Origin of the sequence: Brevibacillus migulae (genome assembly GCF_004521915.1) — a bacterium.
Lineage (GTDB): Bacteria > Bacillota > Bacilli > Brevibacillales > Brevibacillaceae > Brevibacillus_F > Brevibacillus_F migulae.
On sequence record NZ_SDKD01000004.1, the window covers coordinates 60,114 to 86,588 of the forward strand.

The following is a 26,475-nucleotide window of genomic DNA, read 5'->3' on the forward strand; positions in this document are numbered from 1 at the left end:
CGTTGCCGATTCTCAACGGTTCTTTATACACACATGGTCGAAATCTACTGACTCTGTTTGCTAATAGGAAGGAATTCCTTGTAGAAGGATAAGAATACAGGGTGGTAGATTGGACTTATACAAAAAATGATTGAAAATGGAAAGCTATGGGTATTTATGCTTGAGCGATAGGCGGTTGTGAAATGCAAAGAAACGGGTTGAAGCCGGTGGAAAGACAAAATGTACACTTCCAAACGATTCTCAATGCGAGCCCTGATATTATCGTCCTCAAGGATGCTCAAGGCCGTTGGGTGGAGGCAAATAAAAGAACGCTTGAAATCTTTCAGATTGACGAAGAGGTGTATCGGGGAAAGACAGAATTGCAATTAGGGGAAATATACCCGCATTTTGAAATATATGTACCCTACTTTATAGAGTCTGATCGCCTGGCATGGGTAACGGGCGATCAGATTCAAGCCGAAGAGTATGTAATCATTGATGGGGAAGAACATGTTTTCAATGTAGTCAAGGTTCCAATCTATGATTCGAATGGGGAGCCAGATGCCCTTGTTGTGATCGGACGGGATATTACGGAAATAAGAAAAAGCGAACAAATCTACAAATCTATCTTTTCGGATCATCCGGAAGGCGTTTACTCCCTTGATAAAGAAGGGAATTTTTTGGACATCAACAAAGAGGCACAGAGGATCAGCGGCTACAGCAGGGAAGAATTGTTGCAAACCGATTTCCAAAAGCTGATTGCTCCCGACAAGCTTCCCGCCGTTCTCGAGCGCTTTGAGCAAGTGCTAAAAGGACAGCGGAAAGCACAGATAACCCAACTTGTTCGTAAAGATGGACAAGTACGGGATATACAACTTACCACGATTCCAGCAACTCTGAATGGCAAAGTGATCGGAATTCATGGTGTTGCCCAAGATGTAACGGAAACGAAAAGACTAGAGGTACTGCGGGAAAAGGAAACGTTTATTCTTGCAAAAATCGCGTCTGGGGACACTTTGGAGGAGGTAATCAATCACATTATCGAGATTGTGGAGAAGCTGTCGCAAGGGGTTTGCTCCATCATGTTCTATGAGAAAGAGCAAAATTGGCTGCGTTTTGGCTATGGACCCGGATTGAATCCCGAATTTGTCGAAAAGATTGATAAATTCCCAGTGGGGCCGGATCTCGCTTCTTGTGGGCATGCGGCATATGTCAAAGAATTGACGATCGTATCGGATATCGAAACGAACCCCGCTTGGGCAGAGTGGAGCGAGATCGCCCTCAGGCATGGAATGCGATCTTGTTGGTCGGTGCCTGTTCTTTCCGCGAGTGGGTCTCTGCTTGGCACTTTTGCCGTCTATTATCACGATTCCCGCGAACCCGACGACATTGAAATTAGCATGCTGAGAGTGTTTGCTTACGTAACGGGTCTTGCGATGGATCGAACTCAACACATACAGGAAATTCAGTATCTCGCGAATCACGATGTACTGACAAACCTGCCCAATCTGCGCTATTTGAAAGAGCTCTTTGAACAGTGGATCCAGGAAACAAATGAGCTGGCCGTCATGTTTTTGGACTTGGATCACTTTAAGACGCTCAACGATACGTTCGGTCACGATTTTGGGGATATACTGATTCAGGAAATAGCCGGCAGAATCCAAAAAACAATCGGGGAAGCGAACGTAGTTGCACGGATGGGTGGAGATGAGTTTGTAATTTTGATCAGAAACGTAACAGACCGGCAAATGGTACGCGAAGTGGCAGAACACATACTCACGTCGATCGAAAAGCCAATATTCATTATGGACCGTGACTTCCATGTGACCGCAAGCATCGGAATCAGCATGTATGGAGAGCATGGAAGCACAATTGAAGCTTTGATGAAAAATGCGGATGTGGCGATGTATTCGGTAAAAGATGCGGGAGGAAACGGTAGCAGGATTTACGACCCCGCGATGAATGAGAAGGCATACGAACTGTATATGCTGCAAGGAGAGTTTCGAAAAGCGTTGGAACAGGAGCAGTTTCAGCTTTATTACCAGCCTAAATATGACATCAGGACGGGGGCAATCACCGGTTTGGAAGCGTTGGTTCGCTGGATCCATCCGGAAAAAGGGGTGATCAGCCCGGCTACCTTTATTCCACTTGCAGAAGAAAGCGGCTTTATTATCGAGCTGGGCGCTTGGGTACTTCGCAGGGCATGCCAGCAGGTAAAGGAATGGAAAGACGAATCAAACATTGAGATGAGAGTGGCTGTCAACGTATCTGTCAAACAATTTATCAAACAGGACATAGCCGCTTATGTGAAAGCTACGCTGGATGAATTGAAACTCGATCCCGGCTGTCTGGAATTGGAAATCACAGAAAGCGTACTCAGCAGACATGAGTTTCTCATCCAAGAAACCGTTGGCGAACTGCAACGGATCGGAGTAAAAGTATCCATTGACGATTTTGGGACGGGATATGCTTCCTTAACGTACCTGAAGCAATTCAGAGCAAATACCATTAAAATTGACCGTTCCTTTATTCAATTGCTTCCCCAAAATGAGGAGGATTCCGCAATCGTGACAGCCATCATCACTCTTGCCAATCAGTTGAACATGAGTGTGATTGCGGAAGGGGTGGAAACTAAGGAGCAGCTGGATTTTTTACGGAGCAAAGGATGCAATGAAGTTCAGGGCTATTACTTCAGCCCGCCTCTCCCAGTTGAAAAGATGTATCACATGTTGAAAGAGAATCGTCTTTCAGGCGGTAATAAGGCGTAAAAATGAGTTCAACGATTAGATCGTTCCATGCTGAAAGAAGCGTCAACGGACAACACAATGTCCAATGGCGCTTCTTTTTTCATTTGTGTTTACATTAAACTCACTCTCTTCAAACATGAAGACAATGTCAAAACCTTTAAGCTTCATTTAAGGTTTCTCCCCTAAGATAGGAGCATGGAACGACGGAAACATGACAATACGGGAAAGGAGCTGCACCAAATGGCGATTGAAGTGTTCAACCGTTATGAAAACAAATACTTGCTGGATGATCAGGCATTTTACGCGTTCTACAACCGACTGCTTGCATATATGGAACCTGATGAATACAACAAACAGCACGGATTCTACTCCATCAGCAACATCTATTTCGACACGCCGCACGATACCTTGATCAGAACAAGCATTGCAAAGCCGAAGTACAAGGAAAAGCTCCGGCTAAGGGCCTATGGCGTCCCCAAGCATGATGCAAAGGTATACCTGGAGCTCAAGAAAAAGGTATTCGGCCTGGTTAACAAAAGAAGAACAGCGATTCACCTGCAGGAAGCTTACGACTATGTCAGCAAAGGCATACAACCAGCCACGCAGGACTTCATGAACAAACAGGTCAAGCAGGAAATCGACTACTTCCTGCAGCGCTATGACCTGGAGCCGAAGGTATACCTGGCGTATGAGAGAAAAGCGCTCTTTTGCAAAGGGAACCGGGATTTGCGCATCACTTTTGACACCAACATCCGCTCCCGGCGCTATGATCTCAGGCTCGAGCTCGGCGACCACGGCGAACCGCTGCTGGAGCAGGGACGATGGCTGATGGAGGTCAAAGCCGAAAACACCATCCCCATGTGGCTTGTCCGACTGCTGTCCGAGCATCACATGTTTCGCACCAGCTTCTCCAAGTATGGCAATGAATACAAAAAAATGATGAGAAGCCACAACCACAACCAACAAACAGTAAGGGAGAGTATCAAATATGCTTGAATCATTGCTAACCACCGTTACCAATACCGATCTGACGATGGCCCAGGCGCTTTTGACCATCGCTGTCTCCGTCGGATTAGGAGCCATCATCAGTTTCACTTATATGAAAACGAGCAATGCGCATGGATACACGCAAAACTTCATGCTCACCACGATCTTGCTGCCTGCCATCGTAGCCATCATCGTGCTGCTGATCGGCAACAACATCGCCCGAGCTTTCAGCCTTGCCGGTGCATTTTCGATCATCCGCTTCAGAAGCGCCGCCGGGGATCCAAAAGATATCGCGTTCGTCCTGTTCACCATGGCAGCCGGACTAGCCTGCGGGGTCGGGGCATTCGGGTACGGGGTGTTGTTCACCGCAGCGCTTTGCTTGCTGATGTTTATCCTGAAGGCAACCAATTTTGGCGCCAAAAAAGCAACGCAAAAAATCCTGAAAGTGACGGTTCCCGAGGATCTCGGCTACGAGGAAGCTTTTGAAGAAGTGTTTGCCCGATTCCAGATAGGTCACGAGCTGAAAAAAGTGAAAACTACCGAGCTGGGAAGTCTTTATGAAGTCGTCTATACCGTCACGATGGACCGCTCTATCAACCAAAAAGAATTCCTCGATGCGATCCGATGCCGAAATGGCAACCTGGATATCTCGTTGACGATGAGTCCGACTGCAACAGACTATATCTAAGAAAGAAAAGGAGAGATGAACATGAATAAGCATGCAAATAAATTGGTGGTATTCCTCTTGAGCATGTCCGTCTTGACGGCATGCAGCAGCGCGACGGCCTTACAGGCAAACACCTCGTCGACTACGGCAGCAGCCACGACCGAGTCCAGCTCGACGCCTGTAGATGATACGATTACGAAAATCAGTCAAATCGTGAAAGTTGAGGATAACGACAGCTATACGGACTTTAACACGGATTCGGCTAACCAGATTCAATTGAACGGCAATACAGCGAGCGTCCAAGGCTCAGGGGCGGAAGCGAAGGAGGGCTCCGTTACGATTCAAAAAGCAGGGACCTATGTCGTGAGCGGGTCGCTTGCGGACGGACAGATTGTGGTGGATGTGCCGGATAAGGGCGTGGTCCGCCTAGTGTTAAACGGAGTGAACATCCAAAACAGCGACAGCTCGCCGATTTACGTAAAGCAGGCAGGAAAAACGATCATTTCCTTGCCGGAAGGAACGGAGAACATCATCTCGGATGGAAAAACGTATGCGAAGTCTGATGCCTCGACCGATGTACCAAACGCGGCCATCTACAGTGACAATGATCTGACCTTTAACGGAACCGGAAAGCTCATCGTACGCGGGAATTACAACAACGGGATTACGAGTAAAGATGATTTGAAAATCATGGGCGGAACATACGAAGTGCATGCCATCGATGATGCGATCATGGGACGGGATCTGGTTGCGGTAAAAGACGGTACGATTACGGTGGAGGCCGGAGGAGACGGTATCAAAACAACATACGATACGGATACCGAAAAAGGATATGTAGCGCTTGAAGCGGGGACCTATACCATCACATCAGGCAGCGATGGCATCCAAGCCTCGCAATCAGTGCTGATTGACGGGGGGACCTATACGATTGTATCCGGTGGCGGCAGTCAAAACGGCGAGGTCAAACGAACGGACGACCGGGGCAGACCAGGGGAAATGGCAGCGGCACCATCCACTGCGGAGTCCAGCGAAACGGATACGAAAAGCGCGAAAGGCATAAAAGCAGCAGGGAATCTGATCGTCAACAACGGAACCTTCCAGATCGATTCCGCGGATGATTCCGTCCACAGTAACCATGGCATTACGATCAATGGCGGACAGTTTGCGATCATTTCCGGAGACGATGGCATTCACGCGGATACGGCCATTACGGTTGCAGGCGGCACCATCGATATCTCAAAGAGCTATGAAGGCATTGAAAGTGCAAATATCACGCTGGCGAATGGGGAGATTCACGTAACGGCCAGCGACGACGGCATCAATGTAGGGGGAGGCAATGACGGCTCCTCCATCAATGGACGACCGGGGCAAAATCAGTTTTCTACCGCTGACAGCGGCAACCGCAAGCTGACGATCACGGGCGGACATATAACGGTTGATTCTGAGGGTGACGGTTTGGATGCGAACGGCTCGATTGCGATGTCCGGTGGTACCGTCATCGTCAGTGGGCCGACTTCAAACGGCAACGGCGCGTTGGACTACGACAGCACCTTCCAAATGAGCGGAGGCACTCTGATTGCTGCAGGCAGTGCCGGCATGGCGCAAGGACCGTCCGAGGAATCCGCACAAAACGCGATTGTCATGACGTATCCGGAAACACAAAAGGCGGGAACCTTGGTTCACTTGCAAGACAGCACGGGCAAAACGATCGCTACTTTTGCACCTGCGAAGGATTATGAAACAGTCGTAATCAGCTTACCTGAACTGAAAAAGGATGCGACTTACACACTTTATTCCGGCGGTGCGGCAAACGGCAGCCCGGTAGATGGCCTCTATGACGGCGGTACCTATGAGGGAGGCACAAAGGTAGTAGAATTTACGACTTCGAGCAATGTCACGTGGGTGAATGAGTCCGGTGTTACCACGGCGAGAAGCGGTCACGGAGGGCCACCGAACGGACGTCCGTTTCCGGGAAAATAAATAGCTGATTGGAAGAAAGAATCGTAGGGCACTCTTGTTAAGAAGGGTGCCCTATCTTTTTAACTACATATGAAAGTTTGTAAACGGTTTAAAATCCCATATTGACATACATGTATATACAAGTTAAGATGAAAACGCAAACAAACATGTATATACAAGTTGTTTGAAAGCGTAATCATCTTTCATCTAGCAAAATAGATATCTCGTCATAGAGGGGGAGAAACATGAGCAAGTACACAGAAACTGCCCAAGACTTACTCAAGTACATTGGCAGCAGTGAAAACATCACCGTCGTTACCCATTGCGCAACGAGAATGCGTTTTGTATTGAAAGATCCCGGAAAAGCGGACGTAGAAAAAATTAAAGCGCTGAAATTGGTAAAGGGAACCTTTACACAAGCGGGTCAGTTCCAGGTCATCATCGGTAATGAAGTCTCTACGTTCTACAATGAATTTGTGAAAATCGCAGGTGTGAGTGACACCTCGAAGGAAGAGGCAAAAGAGGCTGCGAAGCAGAACATGAACGTCCTGCAGCGAATCATGGCCCACCTGGCGGACATTTTCACACCGCTGATTCCAGCGATCGTGGTCGGGGGTTTGATTCTCGGCTTCCGAAATATCATTGGCGATATTAAACTGCTAGAGGACGGTACGAAGACCATCATTGAAGTCTCTCAATTTTGGAAAGGCGTGCATTCCTTCCTCTGGTTGATCGGGGAAGCGATCTTCCACTTCCTGCCGGTCGGGATTACATGGGCGGTTGCGAGAAAGATGGGGGCAACTCAAATCCTCGGGATCGTGCTCGGGATCACCCTGGTGTCTCCGCAGCTGTTGAACGCTTATGCCGTAGCTAATGCGAAAGAGATTCCATTCTGGGATTTTGGCTTCGCACAGGTGCAGATGATCGGTTACCAGGCACAGGTGATTCCAGCGATCCTGGCAGGTCTCTTGCTGTCCTTCCTGGAGCTGAGATTGCGTAAAATCGTTCCGAATGCCATTTCCATGATCGTCGTGCCATTCCTGGCATTGGTTCCAACCGTATTGATCGCGCACACCATTCTCGGCCCACTCGGCTGGCAAATCGGTTCCTTCATCTCTCATGTCGTGCATTCCGGTTTGACATCCTCGTTTGGCTGGCTGTTTGCAGCGGTATTTGGCTTTGCCTACGCACCGCTGGTCATCACAGGCTTGCACCATATGACTAACGCGATCGACCTGCAGCTGATGAGCGAGCTCGGCGGCACCAACCTGTGGCCGATGATCGCCTTGTCCAATATCGCACAAGGGTCTGCCGTACTTGCGATGATCTACATCAACCGCAAAAATGAAGAGGAAAAGCAGATTTCCATTCCGGCTACCATCTCTTGCTACCTGGGTGTAACCGAGCCCGCGATGTTCGGGATCAATTTGAAATACGGCTATCCGTTCCTGGCAGCGATGATTGGCTCCATGGCAGCAGCCATCGTTTCCGTAGGCAGCGATGTGATGGCCAACTCGATCGGGGTAGGCGGATTGCCTGGCATCTTATCCATCCAACCGCAGCATATGGGCATGTTCGCGATCTCGATGCTGGTTGCGATCGTCGTGCCGATGATTTTGACCTTCGCCTTTGCAAAAGCAAACGTGGGGAATCTCTCACTGAAAAGAAAATAGGGCATGGGAACGAAAAGCGGGATAAAAGGCAAGGGGGACATAGGCTATGTCTCCTTTTCCTGTTAAAAGAAACACGCAACGTTCTGTGGAGAACAATCACAAGAAAGATGGTGGGGACATGGCACAACCATGGTGGAAGAAATCGACTGTTTATCAAATATATCCGAAGAGCTTCTATGATACGACCGGCAATGGGGTCGGCGATCTCCAGGGGATCATCGAGAAGTTGGATTATCTCAAGGAATTGGGGGTAGATGTGCTGTGGCTGACACCCATCTATGAATCCCCGCAAAAAGATAATGGCTATGATATCAGCGACTATTACAAGATCTATGAAGAATACGGAACCATGGAGGACTTTGAGCGCCTTCTCGAGGAAGCGCATGATCGGGATTTGAAAATCATCATGGACATCGTCGTGAATCACACGTCAACCGAACACGAGTGGTTCAAGCAGTCCCAGTCCTCCAAGGACAATCCGTACCGTGATTTCTATATTTGGAAAGACGGGCAGGATGGCGAGGAACCGACAAATTGGCAGTCGAAATTCGGGGGATCGGCATGGGCGTTTGATGAAAAAACCGGACAGTATTACTTGCACCTGTTTGATCTCACCCAAGCAGACTTGAACTGGGAAAACGAGCAAGTGCGAAGAGCAGTATACGACATGATGAAGTACTGGCTGGATAAAGGTGTAGACGGTTTCCGGCTGGATGTCATCAACCTGATTTCGAAGGATCAGCGCTTCCTGAGTGATGACGGTTCAATCGCTCCGGGAGACGGACGCAAATATTACACAGACGGCCCGCGAATCCATGAATTTTTGCAGGAAATGAACCAAGAGGTATTTTCCCGGTATGAGATGATGACAGTGGGCGAAATGTCATCTACTACGATTGACAATTGCATCAAGTATACAGAGCCAAGCCGAAAAGAATTGGATATGACGTTCAGCTTCCACCATTTGAAGGTCGATTATCCGAATGGAGAAAAGTGGGCCAAGGCCGATTTCGATTTTCTGCAATTGAAAAAAATCCTGTCGACGTGGCAGGTGGAAATGAACAAGGGCGGCGGCTGGAATGCCCTGTTCTGGTGCAACCATGATCAGCCCCGTGTCGTGTCCCGTTTTGGCGATGACGGTGAATTCCATAAAGAATCCGCCAAGATGCTGGCCACGACCATTCACATGATGCAAGGAACGCCTTATGTGTATCAGGGAGAGGAATTCGGCATGACGAATCCGCACTTTGACAAAATCGAGGATTACCGCGATGTGGAATCGTTGAACATGTATGAAATCATGAAGCAGCAGGGCAAGCAGGAAGCGGAGATTCTCGAGATCTTGAAGCAAAAATCAAGAGACAACTCGCGAACGCCTGTCCAATGGAACGCTTCTGCAAACGCCGGATTTACCGCAGGCACACCGTGGATCAAAACGGCGGATAACTATCCATCGATCAATGCAGAAAAAGCCTTGGCCGACAAGGATTCGATTTTCTATCATTACAAAAAACTGATCCAGCTGCGAAAAGACTACGACATCATTACGGATGGCCGATATGAATTGATTCTGCCAGAGCATGATGATATTTTTAGTTATATACGAGTCACGGAAAAGGAAAAGCTGCTCGTGGTGAATAATTTCCGGAAGAAAACAACGGTCTTTACGCTCCCCGACCAGGTAGATGTAGACGGCTTTTCCAGTGAGATTCTGCTCTCCAACTATCCGGACAGCGATGAGAATTTCCGCCAGTTTACCCTGCGCCCGTACGAATCCGTCGTATTCTATCTTACAAAATAAAGTGGAGTCTGCTTATGACCAACAAGTATTTAACGATCCATAATGACATCGTCCAGCAAATCGAAACAGGGGAGATCAAGCCAAACTCCTTGCTTCCTTCAGAGAATGAACTGAAGGATCGTTACAATACTTCCAGAGAGACGATCAGAAAGGCGCTGAATCTGCTTTCGCAAAACGGATATATCCAAAAGGTGCGTGGAAAAGGTTCGATTGTGATCAAAGGCGCAAAGCTGAATTTCCCCGTATCCGGTCTGGTCAGCTTTAAAGAGCTGGCGGACAAAATGGGGGAGAAGCCAATCACCATTGTCCATGAGCTGGAACTGTGGAAGCCCGATGAATATATCAGGCAGCAGCTGAACCTATCGAACAAGGATACCGTATGGAAAATTAGCAGAATCCGTGAATTTGGCGGAGAAAAGATCATCTTGGATAAAGATTATTTGAACACGAAGATCGTTCCGCATATCACCAAGGAAATCTGTGAATCCTCCATCTTTTATTATCTCGAACATGAGCTGAACCTATCGATCAGCTTCGCCAAAAAGGAGATTGTCATCGAAGAGCCGACGGAAGAAGACCGGGCCTTGCTGGACCTTGAAGGATTCCATAATGTCGTCAATATCAAAAACTACGTATATTTGGAGGATGCGACGCTCTTTCAATATACGGAATCGAGACACAGGCCGGACAAATTCCGTTTTGTTGACTTTGCCCGCAGAAATCCTCTGTAAGAGTAACCATTTGGAGTGGTTACTCTTTTTTTGGTCGATGAGAATTTATAGAATTCTTATCGACATAAGAGCAACTAAGCTCCGCCAAAGACTTGGCGTAGCCAGTTTTCTCTAATGCCGGGATCAGCCGTGAAACGAGAGATACGACCAAAATGTTTATTTGTAACCTATTTTTAATTTTTGCTCAATCAGAAAGTATTGATTTACCAAATGTTTTTCTGAGACATACATTTGTATTTACTAGAAAAACATATTACAATACAAGTAATTCTGAAAAGATATTACGGAGAAATGGCTGAAAAAGCAGCACGAGAAAGGAAGAGAACCAGAGTGGAAAACAAAGAGTTGAAGAGAGGCCTGGAAGCGCGTCATATTCAAATGATTGCTCTGGGCGGCACCATTGGAGTCGGGTTATTCATGGGTTCGGCGAGCACGATCAAATGGACAGGCCCATCCGTCATGCTTGCCTATGCAATTGTAGGAATTTTCATCTTTTTCATCATGCGGGCAATGGGAGAGATGCTGTATGTTGAGCCAAGCGCAGGTTCTTTTGCGACCTTTGGCCACAAATACATCCATCCGTTAGCGGGTTATCTGACGGCCTGGAGCAACTGGTTTCAGTGGGTTGTCGTCGGGATGGCAGAGATTATTGCGGTAGGAACCTATATGAAGTACTGGTTTCCCGATTTGCCGGCGTGGATACCGGGATTGATCGCCATGGTGATTCTCGGTGCAGCGAACTTGGTTTCGGTAAAATCATTTGGTGAATTTGAGTTTTGGTTTGCCATGATCAAGATCGTGACCATCGTATTGATGATCATCGCCGGGATCGGGCTGATCTTCTTCGGATTCGGCAATGGGGGAGCAGCGATCGGATTATCGAACCTGTGGGAACACGGGGGATTCTTTACCGGTGGCTGGACCGGGTTCTTCTTTGCCCTGTCATTGGTGATTGGAGCCTATCAAGGCGTGGAGCTGATTGGGATTACCGCCGGAGAGGCAAAAGATCCTCGCAAAACCTTAACGAGTGCGATTCAAAGCATCATTTGGCGGATATTGATCTTCTACATCGGTGCCATCTTTGTCATTGTGACGGTATATCCATGGGATCAGCTGCAAGCGATCGGCAGCCCGTTCGTTGCCACTTTTGCGAAAATTGGTATTACTGTGGCGGCGGGGTTGATCAACTTTGTCGTCATTACGGCCGCCATGTCTGGCTGCAACAGCGGGATTTATAGCGCCGGGCGCATGCTTTATACTTTGGGAGTAAACGGGCAAGCGCCGAAAATGTTTACGAAGCTTTCTCATAATGGTGTCCCATTGCTCGGAACGATTGGTGTGCTTGTGGGATTGGCTGTGGGCGTCATCTTGAGTTATATCGCGCCAGAAAATCTGTTTGTGTACGTATACAGTGCAAGTGTGCTTCCCGGCATGGTGCCTTGGTTTGTGATTCTGATCAGCCAAATCCGCTTCAGAAAAGCTAAAGCGGCCGAATTGGTGAACCATCCTTTTAAAATGCCGCTTGCCCCCGTGTCAAACTACGTTACCATCGCCTTTTTGATCATGGTACTGATCGGAATGTGGTTCAATGATGAAACGCGAGTCTCTCTCATTGCGGGGATCGTTTTCTTAGGTATCGTAGTCATGAGCTTTTATGCTTTTGGAGTGGGCAAGGGGTCTTCAACCGATTCGAATAGAAGGGTCTAAAACATAAAATCGTTTGAATAGGAGAGGAAAAAAGTATTCTTGAACAGGGACAATGGATAGACAATGTCCCTGTTTTGTATTTGTCTCAGCAGCTGAAGCCACGATACCATATCCGATGGTTGATTATTTGGAGATGCGGAGCAGGGATGTTTAAAGATGTAAAAAAGAGGGTATAAGTTCCTTATATTCTCTATAAAAAAGCGAGGAAAACAAATTAACAATGAATGAACTGCGCACGTTTGGTTGGTATGCTACTAGGATAACCCCACATTTACCGAAAGAAGCGTTTTCCCCGGCTCCATCACGGCTTTGGGGTGGTCTCCTATATCTGCTTGTTGCAACATTGGGCATTGTCGTCATAGGCATCCTTGCTTTACCCGTGTGGGCAAATGGATTGATCAGCTTGGTCATTGGCATTTGCTTCAGTGGAATGAGCTGCTTGGGGCACGAGATATTACACGGAACCGTCGTGAGAAAGCGATGGATTCGCAACTGGCTCGGCGCTATTGCTTTTATGCCATTAAGCGTAGGTCCGTATCTCTGGACGAAATGGCATAATCAGACACACCACATCCATACGCAAGTAGAGGAAAAGGATCCCGATCATTGGGCGACCTATGAACAATTGCTAGATAGACCGATTTTCCACCAGATGTACAAGCTCCCCTTGGTTGTCCGTTCTATTGTCCATTTTTGCTCGTTGCTCATTCTCTTTACGATCTTTTCTACGAAAATGTTTTTTAACTTCATAGGGGCTTTTAAAAGGAAAAAGCAACCGTTTGTCTATATGCAATTCATCATTCCATGGGCCATTTGGATTGGATTGCTGCTATGTATGGGACCCGTAAAATGGTTGTTTGCCTATTTGATTCCTTTGCTCATCACCAATTTCATCTTGATGTGCTATATATCAACCCAACACAATTTAAACCCGTTAGGTGATGTAAACGACCCGTTGGTGAACACGCTTTCCGTTACCGTTCCCAAATGGGTAGATTTCCTGCACTTTAACTTTTCCTACCATACGGAGCATCATATTTTTCCCGGCATGAGCTCGAAATACTATCCGTTGGTAAAGGAACAAATAAAGAGGATGTGGCCAGAGAGCTATCATGAATTGCCGTTTGGAAAGGCTCTTCTAGCAATCTTCAAGACTCCTCGCGTATACGCGGGAAACACGGAATTGATTGACCCCCATCAGAAGAAAGTGTACGGATTACTGGGACATGGTCTTGATCCTAGGAACATTCGGCCCAAAGAATACAAATAGCGCTCGTTTGTTGTGAAAGAGGCAATCCCTGCCAGAGGGATTGCCTTTTTGCATTAGGATGGCGTCGATATAAGGCAAACGGCTTGTCCAGATTTCGTATAGATTCCTTTGGTACAATTTTCCGCATTGCCCTAAACGCTGGAAGGGAGATTGGAGTGTGATAGATGAAAGCAGCCATCAGCAAAAAAGGCGTAGATTGATCGTAAGCGTAGCGATGTGGGTTTCTTTGCTGTCTGGCCTCTCTCTCATTGGCTATCCGTTTTACGACAGAGCAGTGCAGGAAAGAGAGCAAGCGATTTTGTTAAGCAAATGGCAAAGCATCAGCAGCAGACCAAGTGAACAGGCGCAAGTCGTTTACCCCGCATCAGCGAAGGCGTCAGACTCGATACATACCCCAAAAAAGATAAACGGGTTTGACATCATGGGGACCATCTCCATTCACAAGATTGGACTGGAAGAAGTGATCATCAATGGCGTTGGCGATAAAGAGCTGCGTCTGGGTATTGGCAGTCTGACACCGGAGCGAAGCCCGGGACAGCTTGGAAATGTTGCGCTAGCGGGCCATCGCAGCTGGACGTATGGGAAGCACTTCAGCCGTTTGGGAGAGCTAACGTTGGGAGATGAGGTCGACATTCAGACGGATTCCGGTACCTTCACGTATCGCGTGACGGATTCCTTCTTGGTCACCCCTGACCAAATCAGCGTGCTTGCCAACACGGACCAACGCGCGGAGTTGACGTTAATCACCTGCGAGCCAGCGAGAAACCCCACCCACCGACTTATTGTGAAGGCACAATTAGTCGATCAATAAAACGATTGGAGGGATACGGAATTTTTATGAGGTTCTTGAGAAGAGTACCCATGCTGCTGCTAGTGTTCTTACTTGTCGTACAGACAGTAACGCCCGGTATGGCAGCACTGGCAGCAGAAGAATTCATCCATCTACAGATGGTAGTGAATAAAGAGGAAGTAAAGCCAGGCGAAATATTTGAATACCAGATCAGCTATGATTCATCCGTTCGGGAAGAGCGCTTCACCGATTCCCAAATTACATTGAAGCTCCCTGAGCTGGTAGAGTACGTGGACGCTAGGTCGGATAGCCACACAGAGGTTACCTTCCACAGTGATACGCGTACGGTAGAGTTTACGTTCACTGACGGAATCTTGGAGGCAAACACCAGCGGTCAGCTGATTGTCCAAGCGAAATTCCCGGAAGATGCTACGACTGCTACAACTGCTACAGCAAGTAGTACGTTTAAGGGAACGATCGTAACGGAAACATCGGACGACGGGGGTACCGATGGCACGGACGGCGGTACCGATGGCACGGACGGGGGTACCGATGGCACGGACGGGGGTACCGATGGCACGGACGGGGGTACCGATGGCTCGGACGGCGGTACCGATGGCACGGACGGGGGTACCGATGGCACGGACGGCGGTACCGATGACACGGACGGCAGTACCGATGGCACGGATGGCAGTACCGATGGCACGGACGGCAGTACCGATGGCACGGACGGCAGTACCGATGGCACGGACGGCAGTACCGATGGCACGGACGGCAGTACCGATGGCACGGACGGCAGTACCGATGGCACGGACGGCAGTACCGATGGCACGGACGGCAGTACCGATGGCACGGACGGCAGTACCGATGGCACGGACGGCAGTACCGATGGCACGGACGGCAGTACCGATGGCACGGACGGCAGTACCGATGGCACGGACGGCAGTACCGATGGCACGGACGGCAGTACCGATGGCACGGACGGCAGTACCGATGGCACGGACGGCAGTACCGATGGCACGGACGGCAGTACCGATGGCACGGACGGCAGTACCGATGGCACGGACGGCAGTACCGATGGCACGGACGGCAGTACCGATGGCACGGACGGCAGTACCGATGGCACGGACGGCAGTACCGATGGCACGGACGGCAGTACCGATGGCACGGACGGCAGTACCGATGGCACGGACGGCAGTACCGATGGCACGGACGGCAGTACCGATGGCACGGACGGCAGTACCGATGGCACGGACGGCAGTACCGATGGCACGGACGGCAGTACCGATGGCACGGACGGCACGGACGGCAGCACGGATGGCAGTACCGACGGCTCAGACGGCAGCACGGACGGCTCAGATGGCAACACGGATGGCACGGACGGCAGCACGGACGCTCCAGACAGCAGCGCGACGGTTAACCAAGAAGACGCTGCGGACACCGAAGATCAGCCACAAAGCACCGAAGACTCCCAGAACACCACCCTTCACTCGCAAGAAATCACTCAAACCACCGAAGAAGCAACTCAGAGCTCAAATGAAGTAACCGTTTCCCTAATCACCGAAGATGCACCGACAGAACCAACTGACGAACTGATCATTTTACAATTAAAAACAGATAAAACAGAAGCAGAAGCTGGCGAAGTATTTACGTACAAGATCAGCTACAGCGCATCAAAGCTGGACTCTGATTTCACAGATCCGAAGCTCATACTCCCTCTGCCCGACGAAGTGGAGTATGTCGGCAATACGGACAGCAGTATCGCCACAGGCAGCTACGATCCAGCCACTCATACGATTACGTATACATTCAAAAATAATGTACTGCCTGCCGGTTCAACTGGGGAAATTACCGTAAAAGCCAAATTCCCGAACTACCGCACACCAAACGGTACGGAGGCAAAGGTTCATTGCTGGTTTGAAGCGGTCGTGAAACCAGGTGAGCCACCCGCAAAACAAGATTCCGACGAAATTACGGTCATATCCAAGGCCGAGGCCAAATGGAATCTGAAAAAAGAAAAGATACGCCCGATCCCCGATCCGGTGAAAGGCTCCGAAGTCGAGTACGAGATTACGCTGGAAAATACGCCGGCCGGCAACGGACAGTTGGGCATTAACGATGTCATCATTGTGGATACCTTGCCAGTTGGGGCCGAATTTGTTTCCGCTTCGAACGGAGGCACTTATGATGCCGGAACGGGAAAAGTTACTTGGGATCTGGGAGATAACATCACAGCTACCAAGAAAGTACGCATTAAGGTCAAGTATCCGGAAACCTTTGAAGGAACAGAAGCAACCAATACAGCCGATGTGACGTTCGTTCCAATCGGCGGAGTGGAGCTCACGGATACGGCTTCCATTACCCTTCCATTTGTAGAGGGGGGAGAAGACCAGGGGACGGATTCTCATATCTGGAAACGGGTGAACCAGTATAAAAATGAGGTTTCCCCGGGACAAACGGTCACTTTTTCAATCGGTGGCTTTGAGAACCGTACCAACAAGGTGCTCACGGATGCTGTCATTACGGATATGACTCCGCAAACGACAGCAAGTGGCAATCCGATTGACTTTGCATTGCAAGAAGTGCGTACCGCCACATTTACGGGTATCGATACGTATGAAGTCTGGTACACGGAGACGAATAATCCGAGCGAATCTGATTGGAGTAAGCTGACAGATGTTTCAGCCGGCTCGGCAATGGTCCTGACAAAGGATGACGACTTCTCCGGGAAGAATATTCACGGGCTTCAGTTCCGGTTCCCGACTGACTTGCCGATTAACTTTATCCAAACAGGCAACTTTTCCTTGACCTATCTGGTACCTGATGATTTTCCGCTTACAGAAGGATCCGATCAGGTTGAGCAGATCAATAATACCGCGACACTCACTTACAAGTTCGAGGGAAAAGACAAAGGGCCAATCAGCAAGTCTGCGACTATTGATATTGTAGCGAAACGCCCATTGATTCAACTCGAAAAGAAAGCAAACCGAACGTCGGCAAAACCGACAGACACCATCACCTATACGTTGCGGGTGAAAAACCACGAAAACAGCAGCGATGACTTGATCGCTCCTACGCTAACGGATGTACTTTCGGCAGACCTGGAATTCAAGGCGTGGAGATTCAAAGAGAATACAGCTGGCTTACCGGCTCCGCAATTCCTCAAGGAAGAGTTGGGCGATGGAACAACAAAGCTTACATGGTTCTGGGATGATCTCAATGTGAAGCTGCCGGTGAACCAAACGTTCTCGATCGAGCTGGATGCGATGGTGAAATCGGGTGTGGAATCAACCGCTATCGAGAATGCCATCGAGCTGACTTCGAAAAACGAGTACTTGAATAGCATCGATTTTCAAAACAAGAAGTGTGCAGATTGCACCCCTCCGGAAGATGGCTATTCGATTAAGAGCGGCAGCAGTGTGTCCATCACGTCAAGTGTCGACCTGCAATCGATCATGTGGGTAAAAGGAGAGCTTGACAGCGACTGGCACAAGTATCCGGAAGAAGGCGAAACCACGCCTGGAGGCAAGGTAGAATACAAGCTGCAAATTACGAACGTCGGCAATGTAAAGACCAAAAATCTGGTCATCGTGAACAAATTGCCGAGAATTGGCGACACCGGTGTTGTGTCCAGTTCGAGCCGAAACAGCCAGTGGGGTCCGATTTTGACCGGTCCCGTGGAAATAAATGCACCATCAGGGGTAGTCAAAGTACTCTACTCGACTACGCCGAACATCAAGATGAATGCGTTAACGGGCGAGGACACAGGTGACTGGGATGACAATCCGCCAAGCGATCTGACGAGCGTAACCGCGATCAAATTTGCCTTCGCGGATGAGTTTGTCTTGAAGCCGACGGATGAGTTTACTATGCAATGGCCTATGCGTGCGCCTGTTGGTGCGCCCACCAATGGGGAGGTAGCGTGGAACTCCTTTGGCTATGTCATGACGAAAGAGGGCGAGACAGATCCGCTCCTCCCGGCCGAACCGAATAAAGTAGGGATCAAGCTGGCCGAAAATCCCATGGCCGAGCTGGGCGACTATGTATGGCTGGATCTGAATGAAGATGGCATTCAGGATGCCGATGAAACAGGCGTAAATGGCGTGCGTATCGAGCTTTACACAGAAGATGGGAATTTGAAAGCGGAGACGCTTACCGGGGATAATTTCGACAACAAACCCGGCTACTATCTCTTCCCGAACCTGGAAGCGGGCAAGTATTATGTCAAGTTTACGGCCCCCCCTCAATATGAAGGACTTACGAGGACGGGGGCAGGAAGCGATCAGGAAAAAGATTCTGACGCCAATCCGCAGACAGGCCAGTCTGGCATCATCGAGATCCAGGATGGTGATAAAAATTACTCGATCGATGCCGGGTTAACACCAGGAAAGGCCATGATCGGAAATTATGTATGGCTGGATGCCAATGAAAACGGAATCCAGGATGCAGACGAAACAGGCATTAATGATGTAACCGTGGAACTGTACGACCAAAACCAGGTGCAGATTGCTTCCACCAAAACAGCAGAAGAAGCTGGGAAGCCTGGCTACTATTTGTTTGACCATCTCAAGGCAGGAAAGTATACCGTCAAATTTATTCTTCCATCGATCGCTTACAAGTTCACGAATAAGGGAGCGGGTTCGGCGGCCACCGATTCAAATGCAGATGCAACCGGTATGACCAATGAAATTACGCTTAACTGGGAAGAGCAGAATTTGACCATCGATGCGGGTATCGTCAAGCTTCCTCCTGCAGGACTGGGAGACTTTATCTGGCTTGATGTGAACCGAAATGGCGTTCAGGATGCAGGCGAGAGAGGGCTGAACAACTTTACGGTAGAGCTGTTCAATCAAAATAAAGAACGGCTCGCGGTAACGATGACAAAGGATCTCGGCGGTGTTCCCGGATACTATGCTTTTGATCCGCTAGACGCGGGGTACTACTATGTGAAATTTGTGATTCCTGCGACCTACGGGCTAACGAGCGGTTTGTCAGGGGGGGATGTCGAAAAAGACTCCGATGCCAACCCTGATGGCTTTACGAACCTGATCACGCTTCTGCCAGGGGTGAAGGACAACACGATTGACGCAGGTGTTTACTTATTACCACCGACCGCGCCAGGACCTTCCACAGCCAAGCTTGGAAACTATGTCTGGCTGGATGCCAACAAAAATGGCATACAAGACGCAGGGGAAACCGGAATCAATGGTGTCTTGGTCCAGTTATATTCCCAAGCGGGGGAACTGCTGGCGTCAGAGGAGACAGCCGATCACCAGAATCAACCAGGCTACTACCTGTTTGAAAATCTGGCAGCGGGTACGTATCAAGTGAAATTCTCTTTGCCTGCGCAGCACCAATTTACGGTGTCCCGGGCAGGGGGAGATCGTCTGGTGGATTCTGATGCGAGTCAAGAAGGATGGAGCTCGCTGGTGTCCCTTGGACAGAATGAAGAAAATCTGTCGATCGATGCGGGCGTCTATCCTGTAGACCCAACAGAAGATCCAAAAGCCAAGCTGGGTAATTTTATATGGGTGGATGCAAACAAAAACGGCGTCCAGGACAAACAGGAAGAAGGTCTAAATGGAGTCACTGTGAAACTGTACAGCGAATCCAATAAACTGCTGGGTACAACCAAGACGGCCGATCATGATGGCCAACCAGGCTACTACCTTTTCGATAACCTGACAGCAGGGACCTATATCGTCAAGTTTGAATTGACGAAAGAGTATACATTTACCAAACAGTACGCCAAAAATGACACGTTGACCGACTCCGATGCAGATGAAGAAGGATGGACAGATCCTGTTCAGCTGGCCGTTCGGGAAGAAAATCTATCGCTCGATGCTGGTGTTGTTAAGAAGAGAACATCAGGCGGCGGCGGTGGCGGCGGCGGCGGTGGCGGCGGCGGTGGCGACGATGACGACGATGACGACGATGACGACAACGACGACAACGACGACAACGACGACAACGACGACAACGACGACAACGACGACAACGACGACAACGACAACGACGACAACGACAACAACAACAACGACAACAACAACAACAACAACAACAACAACAACAACAACTCCGGCGGAACAACACCGGGCGGAACGACACCGGGTGGAACGACTCCAGGTGGAACAACACCAGGTGGTACTACTCCGGGTGGGACAAACCCTGTTGGGAACAGCGGAAGTGGAAACGCGGCTGGTGCACAATCCCCAGTATCGGGACAAGGCGGCACTATTAACCAGGCAGGCGTGAACCCAACGCAAACCGGACAAAATCAATCTAACAACGGAATAAACCCGACACAAAACCAAAACCAGGACGCACAATCGAATGCATCGAATGCTGGAAATCTGCCAAAAGGGCAAGTACAAGCAGGACAATCCGGCAGCGTGGCAGGCGGAGCGAATCAATTGGGCGGAAAAACACTTCCGAATACGGGCGAAACGATGCCGATCACACCTTTTGTCGGAGTGATTCTGTGCCTCTTTGCAGGCGTTCTCTACTTGCAGCGTCGAAAAGTATAAGTCTATACGTACAAGAAAAACTCCCTCATTTGCCGATATAAGGCGGAGGGAGTTTTCTTTGCGGGCTTAATCCTGCTTCCCTTTCAAAATAGGGTCCAACCATTCAAACACCCGGTGATTAAATTGCAGCAATGCCCCAAAGTGACAATGCTCCCCTGCACCTTCCTCTGCCGCAAACTTCATATAAGTCTTGGGACAAGTAAGGGCCTTGTATAACTGCTCCGGTTGTCCCGCAAAAAAATGATCCTCTTCCGCTTCACATACAAGCGTAGGGCACTTGATTTTGCCCGCGATCCCTTCCAGCGTGAAGGGTTCCGTCTTATCAACAAGTTCTTGGATGGAGGAGGCGTTAAAAGTGAACATGCCATTTTCGATCGCCCACCGGACATTGGTGCTCTTTTCCATCAGAGATTGAATCAATGCTTCCATCTTTTCCGAGTCATGCAGGATGAGATCCATTTTCCCGCGGGAAAGCTTTCGTCCCATATCACTGAAACGATTGGAGAATAACCCATCATTGGCGATGCAAGCGGCCAGCCGATGCTCGAAAGCTGCGGCACGTGGCGCCAGATAGCCGCCGAGACTGATGCCCATCAGCGCGATGCGTTCGGGATCCACCTCAGTGCGGGTAAGCAGGTAATCCACCACGGGAGTCACGACTTGCTCCCATTCATTGCGAAACGGGAGGTTTTGCTCCCGAATCACAGCGCCTTGGCCGGGTCCTTCAAAGGTAAGACAGTGATACCCCCGTTGCAGTGCAGCTGCAGCGACCTGAAGATACAACTCTTCCCCGATTGAATCGAATCCCCCGTGAACCAACAATGTCGGTCGGGGAGTATCGTCCACCCGATAGAAATAACCGGGCAGATACGTGTTTTCAAAGGGTATTTTTACGAAATCAACAGGTTTGTCCATTAATTTGGAGGCTTGCTGAAACGTGCTTCTGCTGTTCCCCCAGGTTTCCATGATCCGTGGATCGTCTATATTTCCATGCAAGAAGAACTCAGCTGTACGGTAATAGTTGGAGGCTCGGAGGAAAGCTTCGCGAGCGCTTACCAGCTGTCCGGCAGCTAGCGCCGATTCAGCCAATGCATGGATACGTTCAGCGGTGCGATTCCACTCCCGGTACCAGCTTTCAAAATCCCCCTCTTGAATACGACTGGCTGTGGTCAAGCATTCTCCAAGATCAGCACCTCCGTAAGGGGCGTAGCTCAGCGTACGAATCAGTTCAAAGGAAAAGGTTTGATCTTCAAAAATGAGTTTCATCATAATCACTCCCGGTTATGGTTGAACAGACATTCTAGATAGGTTAAAATTAACTTAATATCAACTTGTTCATATGTCAATATTAACCTATCTTAATTTTATCCCAGAAAGGTGAGAGCATGAGTTCTGTTAAACACGTTTTGCTGAGTTTGTTAGCCCGGGAGCCCCTTAGCGGTTATGAAATGAAGCAGCAGATCAACAATCGGATCGGTTTTTTTTATAAAATAAACAATAATCAGCTCTACCCCTCCTTGGCCAAGATGGAGGCGGAAAGCTTGATTGAGCTGCAATCGTTTGAGCAGGACTCGTACCGGCCGCCGCGCAAAGTTTATAAAATTACGGATAAAGGACTCGCGGAGTTAAAGGCTTGGATCCTTGACCCAAAGGATACGGAAGCGTTATCCGATGGCTTTATTCTGAAACAGTACAGCGCGTGGTTAATCGATCCGGATCTGTTGATACCGATTCTGGAGGAGAGAAAACGCGAACGCGAGGCATTGCTTCAGGAATATCAAGAGAAAGCCGCCCGGTTTCGCGAGCTTTACGGCCCGATCGCCTATGATAGCCCATGGTTCTCAACAGTTGCCGTGATTGAGAGAGGGGTCATCTTCGAGCGCGGATATATCGAGTGGTGCGAAAAGATGATTGGATGGTTAAAGCAAAAGCATTTGTAACTTGGAAGCCCGTAAACACACAAGTCGCGAATAAGTTCATTAGCACGTATAAAACTAGAAATTGAGAAAAGAGTCCCCGTCAGACAGGGGAAAACTGATGAATGCTGTCTATAGAAAGGTGATAGGAATGGCAAAATCGATCGTCGAAAAACTGAACCTGCACAAATACAAATCGTCAGCGGTTTTGAATCTTCCGGAAGGCATCGATTATTTCGCGGAGCTTTCAAATCATGCAAAAGAGCTCGTCTCCGGCCGATCCTACGACCTCATTTTCGCATTTGTCTTCGATATGGAGGCGTTAAAAGAGCTGGTAGATCAGGTGATCGAAAAAAACTACCTGAACCCAAACGGCTATCTGTATGTGGCCTATCCGAAAAAAGGAAACAAGGCGTACCCCACCTACATCCATCGCGACGAACTCTTCAGTGGGCTGGGCGCAGACGAGACTGGCTATATCGGGACAAGCACCATCAAATTTGCCCGCATGGTCGGCTTGGATGATGTCTTTACGGTTATCGGCCTGAAGGAAGAGTCGAAAATCACCAACCCTGCTTCAGCAAAAGCAAGCCAACGTGTAGATGACTATATCGCGCTGATCCCAGAAATTGAAAATGACTTGCAGGACACACCAGACCTGCTCGCATTCTACCAATCCCTCACTCCGGGATATCAAAAAGACTGGGCGCGGTATGTGTACAGTGCGAAACAGGAAGCGACTAGAGATAAGCGCCGTGAAGAAATGAAAATGATCCTGGGAGCGGGCTACAAGACGCGGGATTTGTATCGCAGTTCCAAGTGAAGCAAGGTCAACCAGCATTGGTATGTTGGTTCCAAAAGGAGTAACCTTGGTTGACAGAATCGACAGAGCATTGTAGACTGTAAAACGTAATTGAATTAAATAAGACCTCACTTAAAGCAGTGGGGTAGAGGCGCGGTATTTAACAGTCTGTGGCGGAGTTCGAGAAAACGATGATGCGATGGAGAAGGAAATATCGCCGAAGCTTGTAATATGCTCGGTATTACTTGCTGGGTCTGCAGTTAAGAGCTGCAGGACTGTCTCAATAGACTTTCCCGGTCTATTGAGTTGTGCTATCTCATCTGGGGAAAAGAGAGGTATTTAGGGCAGCGATGTATGTACTGCGACCTGAGACTTTCTCAGGTCGCTTTTTGCGTTTTTCACAGCCCTTACAATAATTCAAAAGGAGAGAAGATAAATGAAAAAACAGTCACCATTTATAGCATTGTTTCTATCAGCAGTTGTATTGCTAGCAGGTTGCGGAACGAGCACTGGCGGCACGCCTGATGCTGCAGCACCATCCGAAGACAAGACATTTAAAGTGGGGATGGAAGCGGGCTACGCTCCATTCAACTGGACACAGATGGATGAATCCAATGGCGCGGTGAAAATCGAAGGCAACGCGGAGTATGCAGGCGGTTACGATGTAGAAATCGCGAAAAAGATCGCAGCAGGCCTGGGCAAAGAATTAGTGATCGTGAAAACCGAATGGGATGGTCTTGTACCAGCTTTGACATCCGGCAAAATCGACGCCATCATCGCGGGGATGTCTCCTACCGCTGAGCGTAAGCAAACGATCGATTTCTCCGACAATTACTATAAATCGAATCTCGTGATGGTTGTGAAAAAAGGCGGAAAATATGAAGGCGCTACGTCGATCCAAGATTTCAAAGGCGCAAAAGTAACCGCACAGTTGAACACCTTCCACTACTCTGTGATCAACCAGATTCAAGGGGTTGTGCAAGAGCCAGCGATGGACAACTTCCCGGCCATGCGTGTGGCGCTGGAATCCGGCATCATTGACGGCTACGTGTCCGAGCGCCCTGAAGCGGTAAGTGCTTCTGCAGCTAACCCAAACTTTGTGATGGTAGAGTTTAAAGATGGCTTTACGACATCTGAAGATGATACAGCGATCGCGGTGGGTCTGCAAAAAGGCAGCGAATACACAGCAAAAATCAATGAAATTTTGAAAGGCATCTCTGAAGAAGAGCGCACCAGCATCATGGACGCTGCGATCAAAAATCAGCCAGCAGCAAAATAATCACATCGAGAGACCGGCTGCATCCTCATGCAGTCGGTTTTATGACTGTATCAGACTTGTCGCAGCCAAGTTTTTTCTAATTTGATACAGGCAGAATGGAGGTAAAAGATGAGCCTAGAGTGGATTATCAAAATCATTTCCGAAAACTGGCCCATGTTCCTTCGCGGAGCGGGGATGACGCTTTTGATCTCTTTAATCGGTACGATTTTGGGTGCGGCGATCGGTCTCTTGGCAGGGGTGATCCGTACGATTCCGATGCCAGAACGGGGAGCAAAAAGAGGGATTCTCAAAACGATTAATGCCATTTTCTCGATTTATATTGAATTCTTCCGGGGCACCCCGATGATCGTGCAAGCGATGGTGATCTATTATGGTTCGGCGTTAGCCTTTGGTTTCGATATGGACCGCCTGTTTGCCGCATTCTTTGTCGTATCGATCAATACGGGAGCATACATGGCGGAAATCGTCCGCGGCGGGATTGTCTCCATCGACAAAGGCCAATTTGAAGCGGCGCAAGCAATCGGGATGAACCATTTCCAAACCATGTGGAATGTCGTCCTGCCGCAGGTCATCCGCAATATTTTGCCGGCTACCGGGAATCAGTTTGTCATCAACATCAAAGATACGTCCGTACTCAACGTGATCTCGGTAACCGAATTGTATTTCACGACAAAATCGATTTCCGGAAACAACTTCCGCTACTTTGAATCGTTCTTTGTGGCCTGTGTGATTTACTTTATCCTGACGCTGATCGTCTCCAGACTATTGCGTTACCTCGAAAAGAAACTGGACGGACCGGACAACTATACAATGAGTAATCATTCCTGAGAAAAGGAGGAGAGCGCATGGAAACCATCATCGATATCCAACACTTAAGCAAATCGTACGGCACGCACGAAGTATTGAAAGACATAGATTTTTCCGTACACAAAGGGGAAGTCGTCTCGATCATCGGCTCCTCTGGCTCGGGCAAATCTACACTGCTTCGATGTATTAACCTGCTGGAAAAACCAAGCGGCGGCCAAATCATCTATCGCGGCGAAAACATCCTGGATGACAAGCATGACATTTTCGCCTATCGCCGTCATCTCGGCATGGTGTTCCAGCAGTTTAACCTGTTCAACAACCATAATGTACTCGGCAACTGCGTAGTCGGACAAGTAAAGGTGCTGAAACGTTCCAAGGAAGAGGCCGAGAAAGTCGCGATGAAATATTTGAAAGTCGTGGGGATGGACAAATACGTCAACGCGAAACCGAAGCAGCTGTCCGGTGGCCAAAAGCAGCGTGTGGCCATCGCCAGGGCACTTTCCATGGAACCGGATGTCATGCTGTTTGATGAACCGACATCGGCGCTCGACCCGGAAATGGTGGGCGAGGTGCTGAAGGTGATGAAGGAGCTTGCGGAGTCTGGACTGACCATGCTGATCGTGACACATGAGATGGAGTTTGCAAAGGAAGTATCCGATCGCGTGGTGTTCATGGACAAAGGTGTCATTGCCGAACAAGGCACGCCGGAGCAAATTTTCAATCATCCTGCACAAGAGCGCACAAGGGAATTCCTGAAACGTACGTTAAGAAACCAGTAACGATAGAAAGGCTAATTACTTTCGCATGATAAAGTGATTAGCCTTTTTTTCGTG

Annotated in this window: 17 protein-coding genes and 1 riboswitch; of the genes, 16 read left to right on the top strand and 1 reads right to left on the bottom strand. The window is 48.9% G+C overall.

The window, feature by feature from the left end; all coding sequences use genetic code 11:
* Window positions 1-182: 182 nt before the first annotated feature.
* The 11 genes from EIZ37_RS05820 to EIZ37_RS05870 all read left to right on the top strand — a co-directional run bounded on the left by EIZ37_RS05820 (window position 183) and on the right by EIZ37_RS05870 (window position 20,838).
* Window positions 183-2,747 carry a sensor domain-containing protein gene (locus tag EIZ37_RS05820; protein ID WP_134683641.1) on the top strand — a complete coding sequence of 855 codons (2,565 nt, stop codon included), beginning with the start codon at window positions 183-185 and terminating at the stop codon, window positions 2,745-2,747.
* A 219-nt stretch (window positions 2,748-2,966) separates the two neighbouring features.
* Window positions 2,967-3,722 (top strand): polyphosphate polymerase domain-containing protein, encoded by a 756-nt coding sequence (locus EIZ37_RS05825; RefSeq protein ID WP_134683835.1) that lies wholly within the window; start codon window positions 2,967-2,969, stop codon window positions 3,720-3,722.
* A complete protein-coding gene (locus EIZ37_RS05830; RefSeq protein WP_134683642.1) occupies window positions 3,715-4,401 on the top strand; it encodes a DUF4956 domain-containing protein in 687 nt (228 codons plus the stop codon). Before EIZ37_RS05825 ends, EIZ37_RS05830 begins: the two co-directional genes overlap by 8 nt.
* Before the next feature lie 21 nt (window positions 4,402-4,422).
* Window positions 4,423-6,360: a carbohydrate-binding domain-containing protein gene (locus tag EIZ37_RS05835; RefSeq protein WP_134683643.1), complete on the top strand. Its 1,938-nt coding sequence runs from the start codon at window positions 4,423-4,425 to the stop codon at window positions 6,358-6,360.
* A gap of 224 nt (window positions 6,361-6,584) precedes the next feature.
* Window positions 6,585-8,012 carry a PTS system trehalose-specific EIIBC component gene (treP, locus tag EIZ37_RS05840; protein WP_134683644.1) on the top strand — a complete coding sequence of 476 codons (1,428 nt, stop codon included), beginning with the start codon at window positions 6,585-6,587 and terminating at the stop codon, window positions 8,010-8,012.
* A 118-nt stretch (window positions 8,013-8,130) separates the two neighbouring features.
* Entirely contained in the window at window positions 8,131-9,813 is a 1,683-nt protein-coding gene (gene treC / locus EIZ37_RS05845; RefSeq protein WP_134683645.1) for an alpha,alpha-phosphotrehalase, read from the top strand.
* Window positions 9,814-9,827: 14 nt separating this feature from the next.
* Entirely contained in the window at window positions 9,828-10,544 is a 717-nt protein-coding gene (gene treR / locus EIZ37_RS05850; RefSeq protein ID WP_134683646.1) for a trehalose operon repressor, read from the top strand.
* 330 nt (window positions 10,545-10,874) lie between these two features.
* A complete protein-coding gene (locus EIZ37_RS05855; RefSeq protein ID WP_134683647.1) occupies window positions 10,875-12,251 on the top strand; it encodes an amino acid permease in 1,377 nt (458 codons plus the stop codon).
* A 220-nt stretch (window positions 12,252-12,471) separates the two neighbouring features.
* On the top strand, window positions 12,472-13,521 hold the full coding sequence (locus tag EIZ37_RS05860; RefSeq protein ID WP_134683648.1) for a fatty acid desaturase family protein: 1,050 nt from the start codon (window positions 12,472-12,474) through the stop codon (window positions 13,519-13,521).
* A 157-nt stretch (window positions 13,522-13,678) separates the two neighbouring features.
* On the top strand, window positions 13,679-14,332 hold the full coding sequence (locus EIZ37_RS05865; protein WP_134683649.1) for a class D sortase: 654 nt from the start codon (window positions 13,679-13,681) through the stop codon (window positions 14,330-14,332).
* A 50-nt stretch (window positions 14,333-14,382) separates the two neighbouring features.
* Complete coding sequence (locus tag EIZ37_RS05870; protein ID WP_134683650.1) at window positions 14,383-20,838, top strand: SdrD B-like domain-containing protein; 6,456 nt, start codon at window positions 14,383-14,385, stop codon at window positions 20,836-20,838.
* 66 nt (window positions 20,839-20,904) lie between these two features.
* Here EIZ37_RS05870 and EIZ37_RS05875 read toward each other — a convergent pair whose 3' ends face one another.
* Window positions 20,905-22,104 carry an alpha/beta hydrolase family protein gene (locus EIZ37_RS05875; RefSeq protein ID WP_134683651.1) on the bottom strand — a complete coding sequence of 400 codons (1,200 nt, stop codon included), beginning with the start codon at window positions 22,102-22,104 and terminating at the stop codon, window positions 20,905-20,907.
* A 119-nt stretch (window positions 22,105-22,223) separates the two neighbouring features.
* On the opposite strand from EIZ37_RS05875, the gene EIZ37_RS05880 reads away from it, so the two are divergent.
* From EIZ37_RS05880 to EIZ37_RS05900, 5 genes are all read left to right on the top strand, one after another.
* A complete protein-coding gene (locus tag EIZ37_RS05880; RefSeq protein ID WP_134683652.1) occupies window positions 22,224-22,778 on the top strand; it encodes a PadR family transcriptional regulator in 555 nt (184 codons plus the stop codon).
* Window positions 22,779-22,905: 127 nt separating this feature from the next.
* The gene (locus tag EIZ37_RS05885; protein WP_134683836.1) at window positions 22,906-23,577 is read left to right on the top strand and encodes a YdeI/OmpD-associated family protein; all 672 of its coding nucleotides are present in this window, start codon (window positions 22,906-22,908) and stop codon (window positions 23,575-23,577) included.
* A gap of 117 nt (window positions 23,578-23,694) precedes the next feature.
* Window positions 23,695-23,878, top strand: a riboswitch (Lysine riboswitch).
* A gap of 114 nt (window positions 23,879-23,992) precedes the next feature.
* Complete coding sequence (locus EIZ37_RS05890; protein WP_134683653.1) at window positions 23,993-24,835, top strand: transporter substrate-binding domain-containing protein; 843 nt, start codon at window positions 23,993-23,995, stop codon at window positions 24,833-24,835.
* A gap of 108 nt (window positions 24,836-24,943) precedes the next feature.
* Entirely contained in the window at window positions 24,944-25,663 is a 720-nt protein-coding gene (locus tag EIZ37_RS05895; protein WP_134683654.1) for an amino acid ABC transporter permease, read from the top strand.
* 17 nt (window positions 25,664-25,680) lie between these two features.
* A complete protein-coding gene (locus EIZ37_RS05900; RefSeq protein ID WP_134683655.1) occupies window positions 25,681-26,421 on the top strand; it encodes an amino acid ABC transporter ATP-binding protein in 741 nt (246 codons plus the stop codon).
* Window positions 26,422-26,475: the final 54 nt, after the last annotated feature.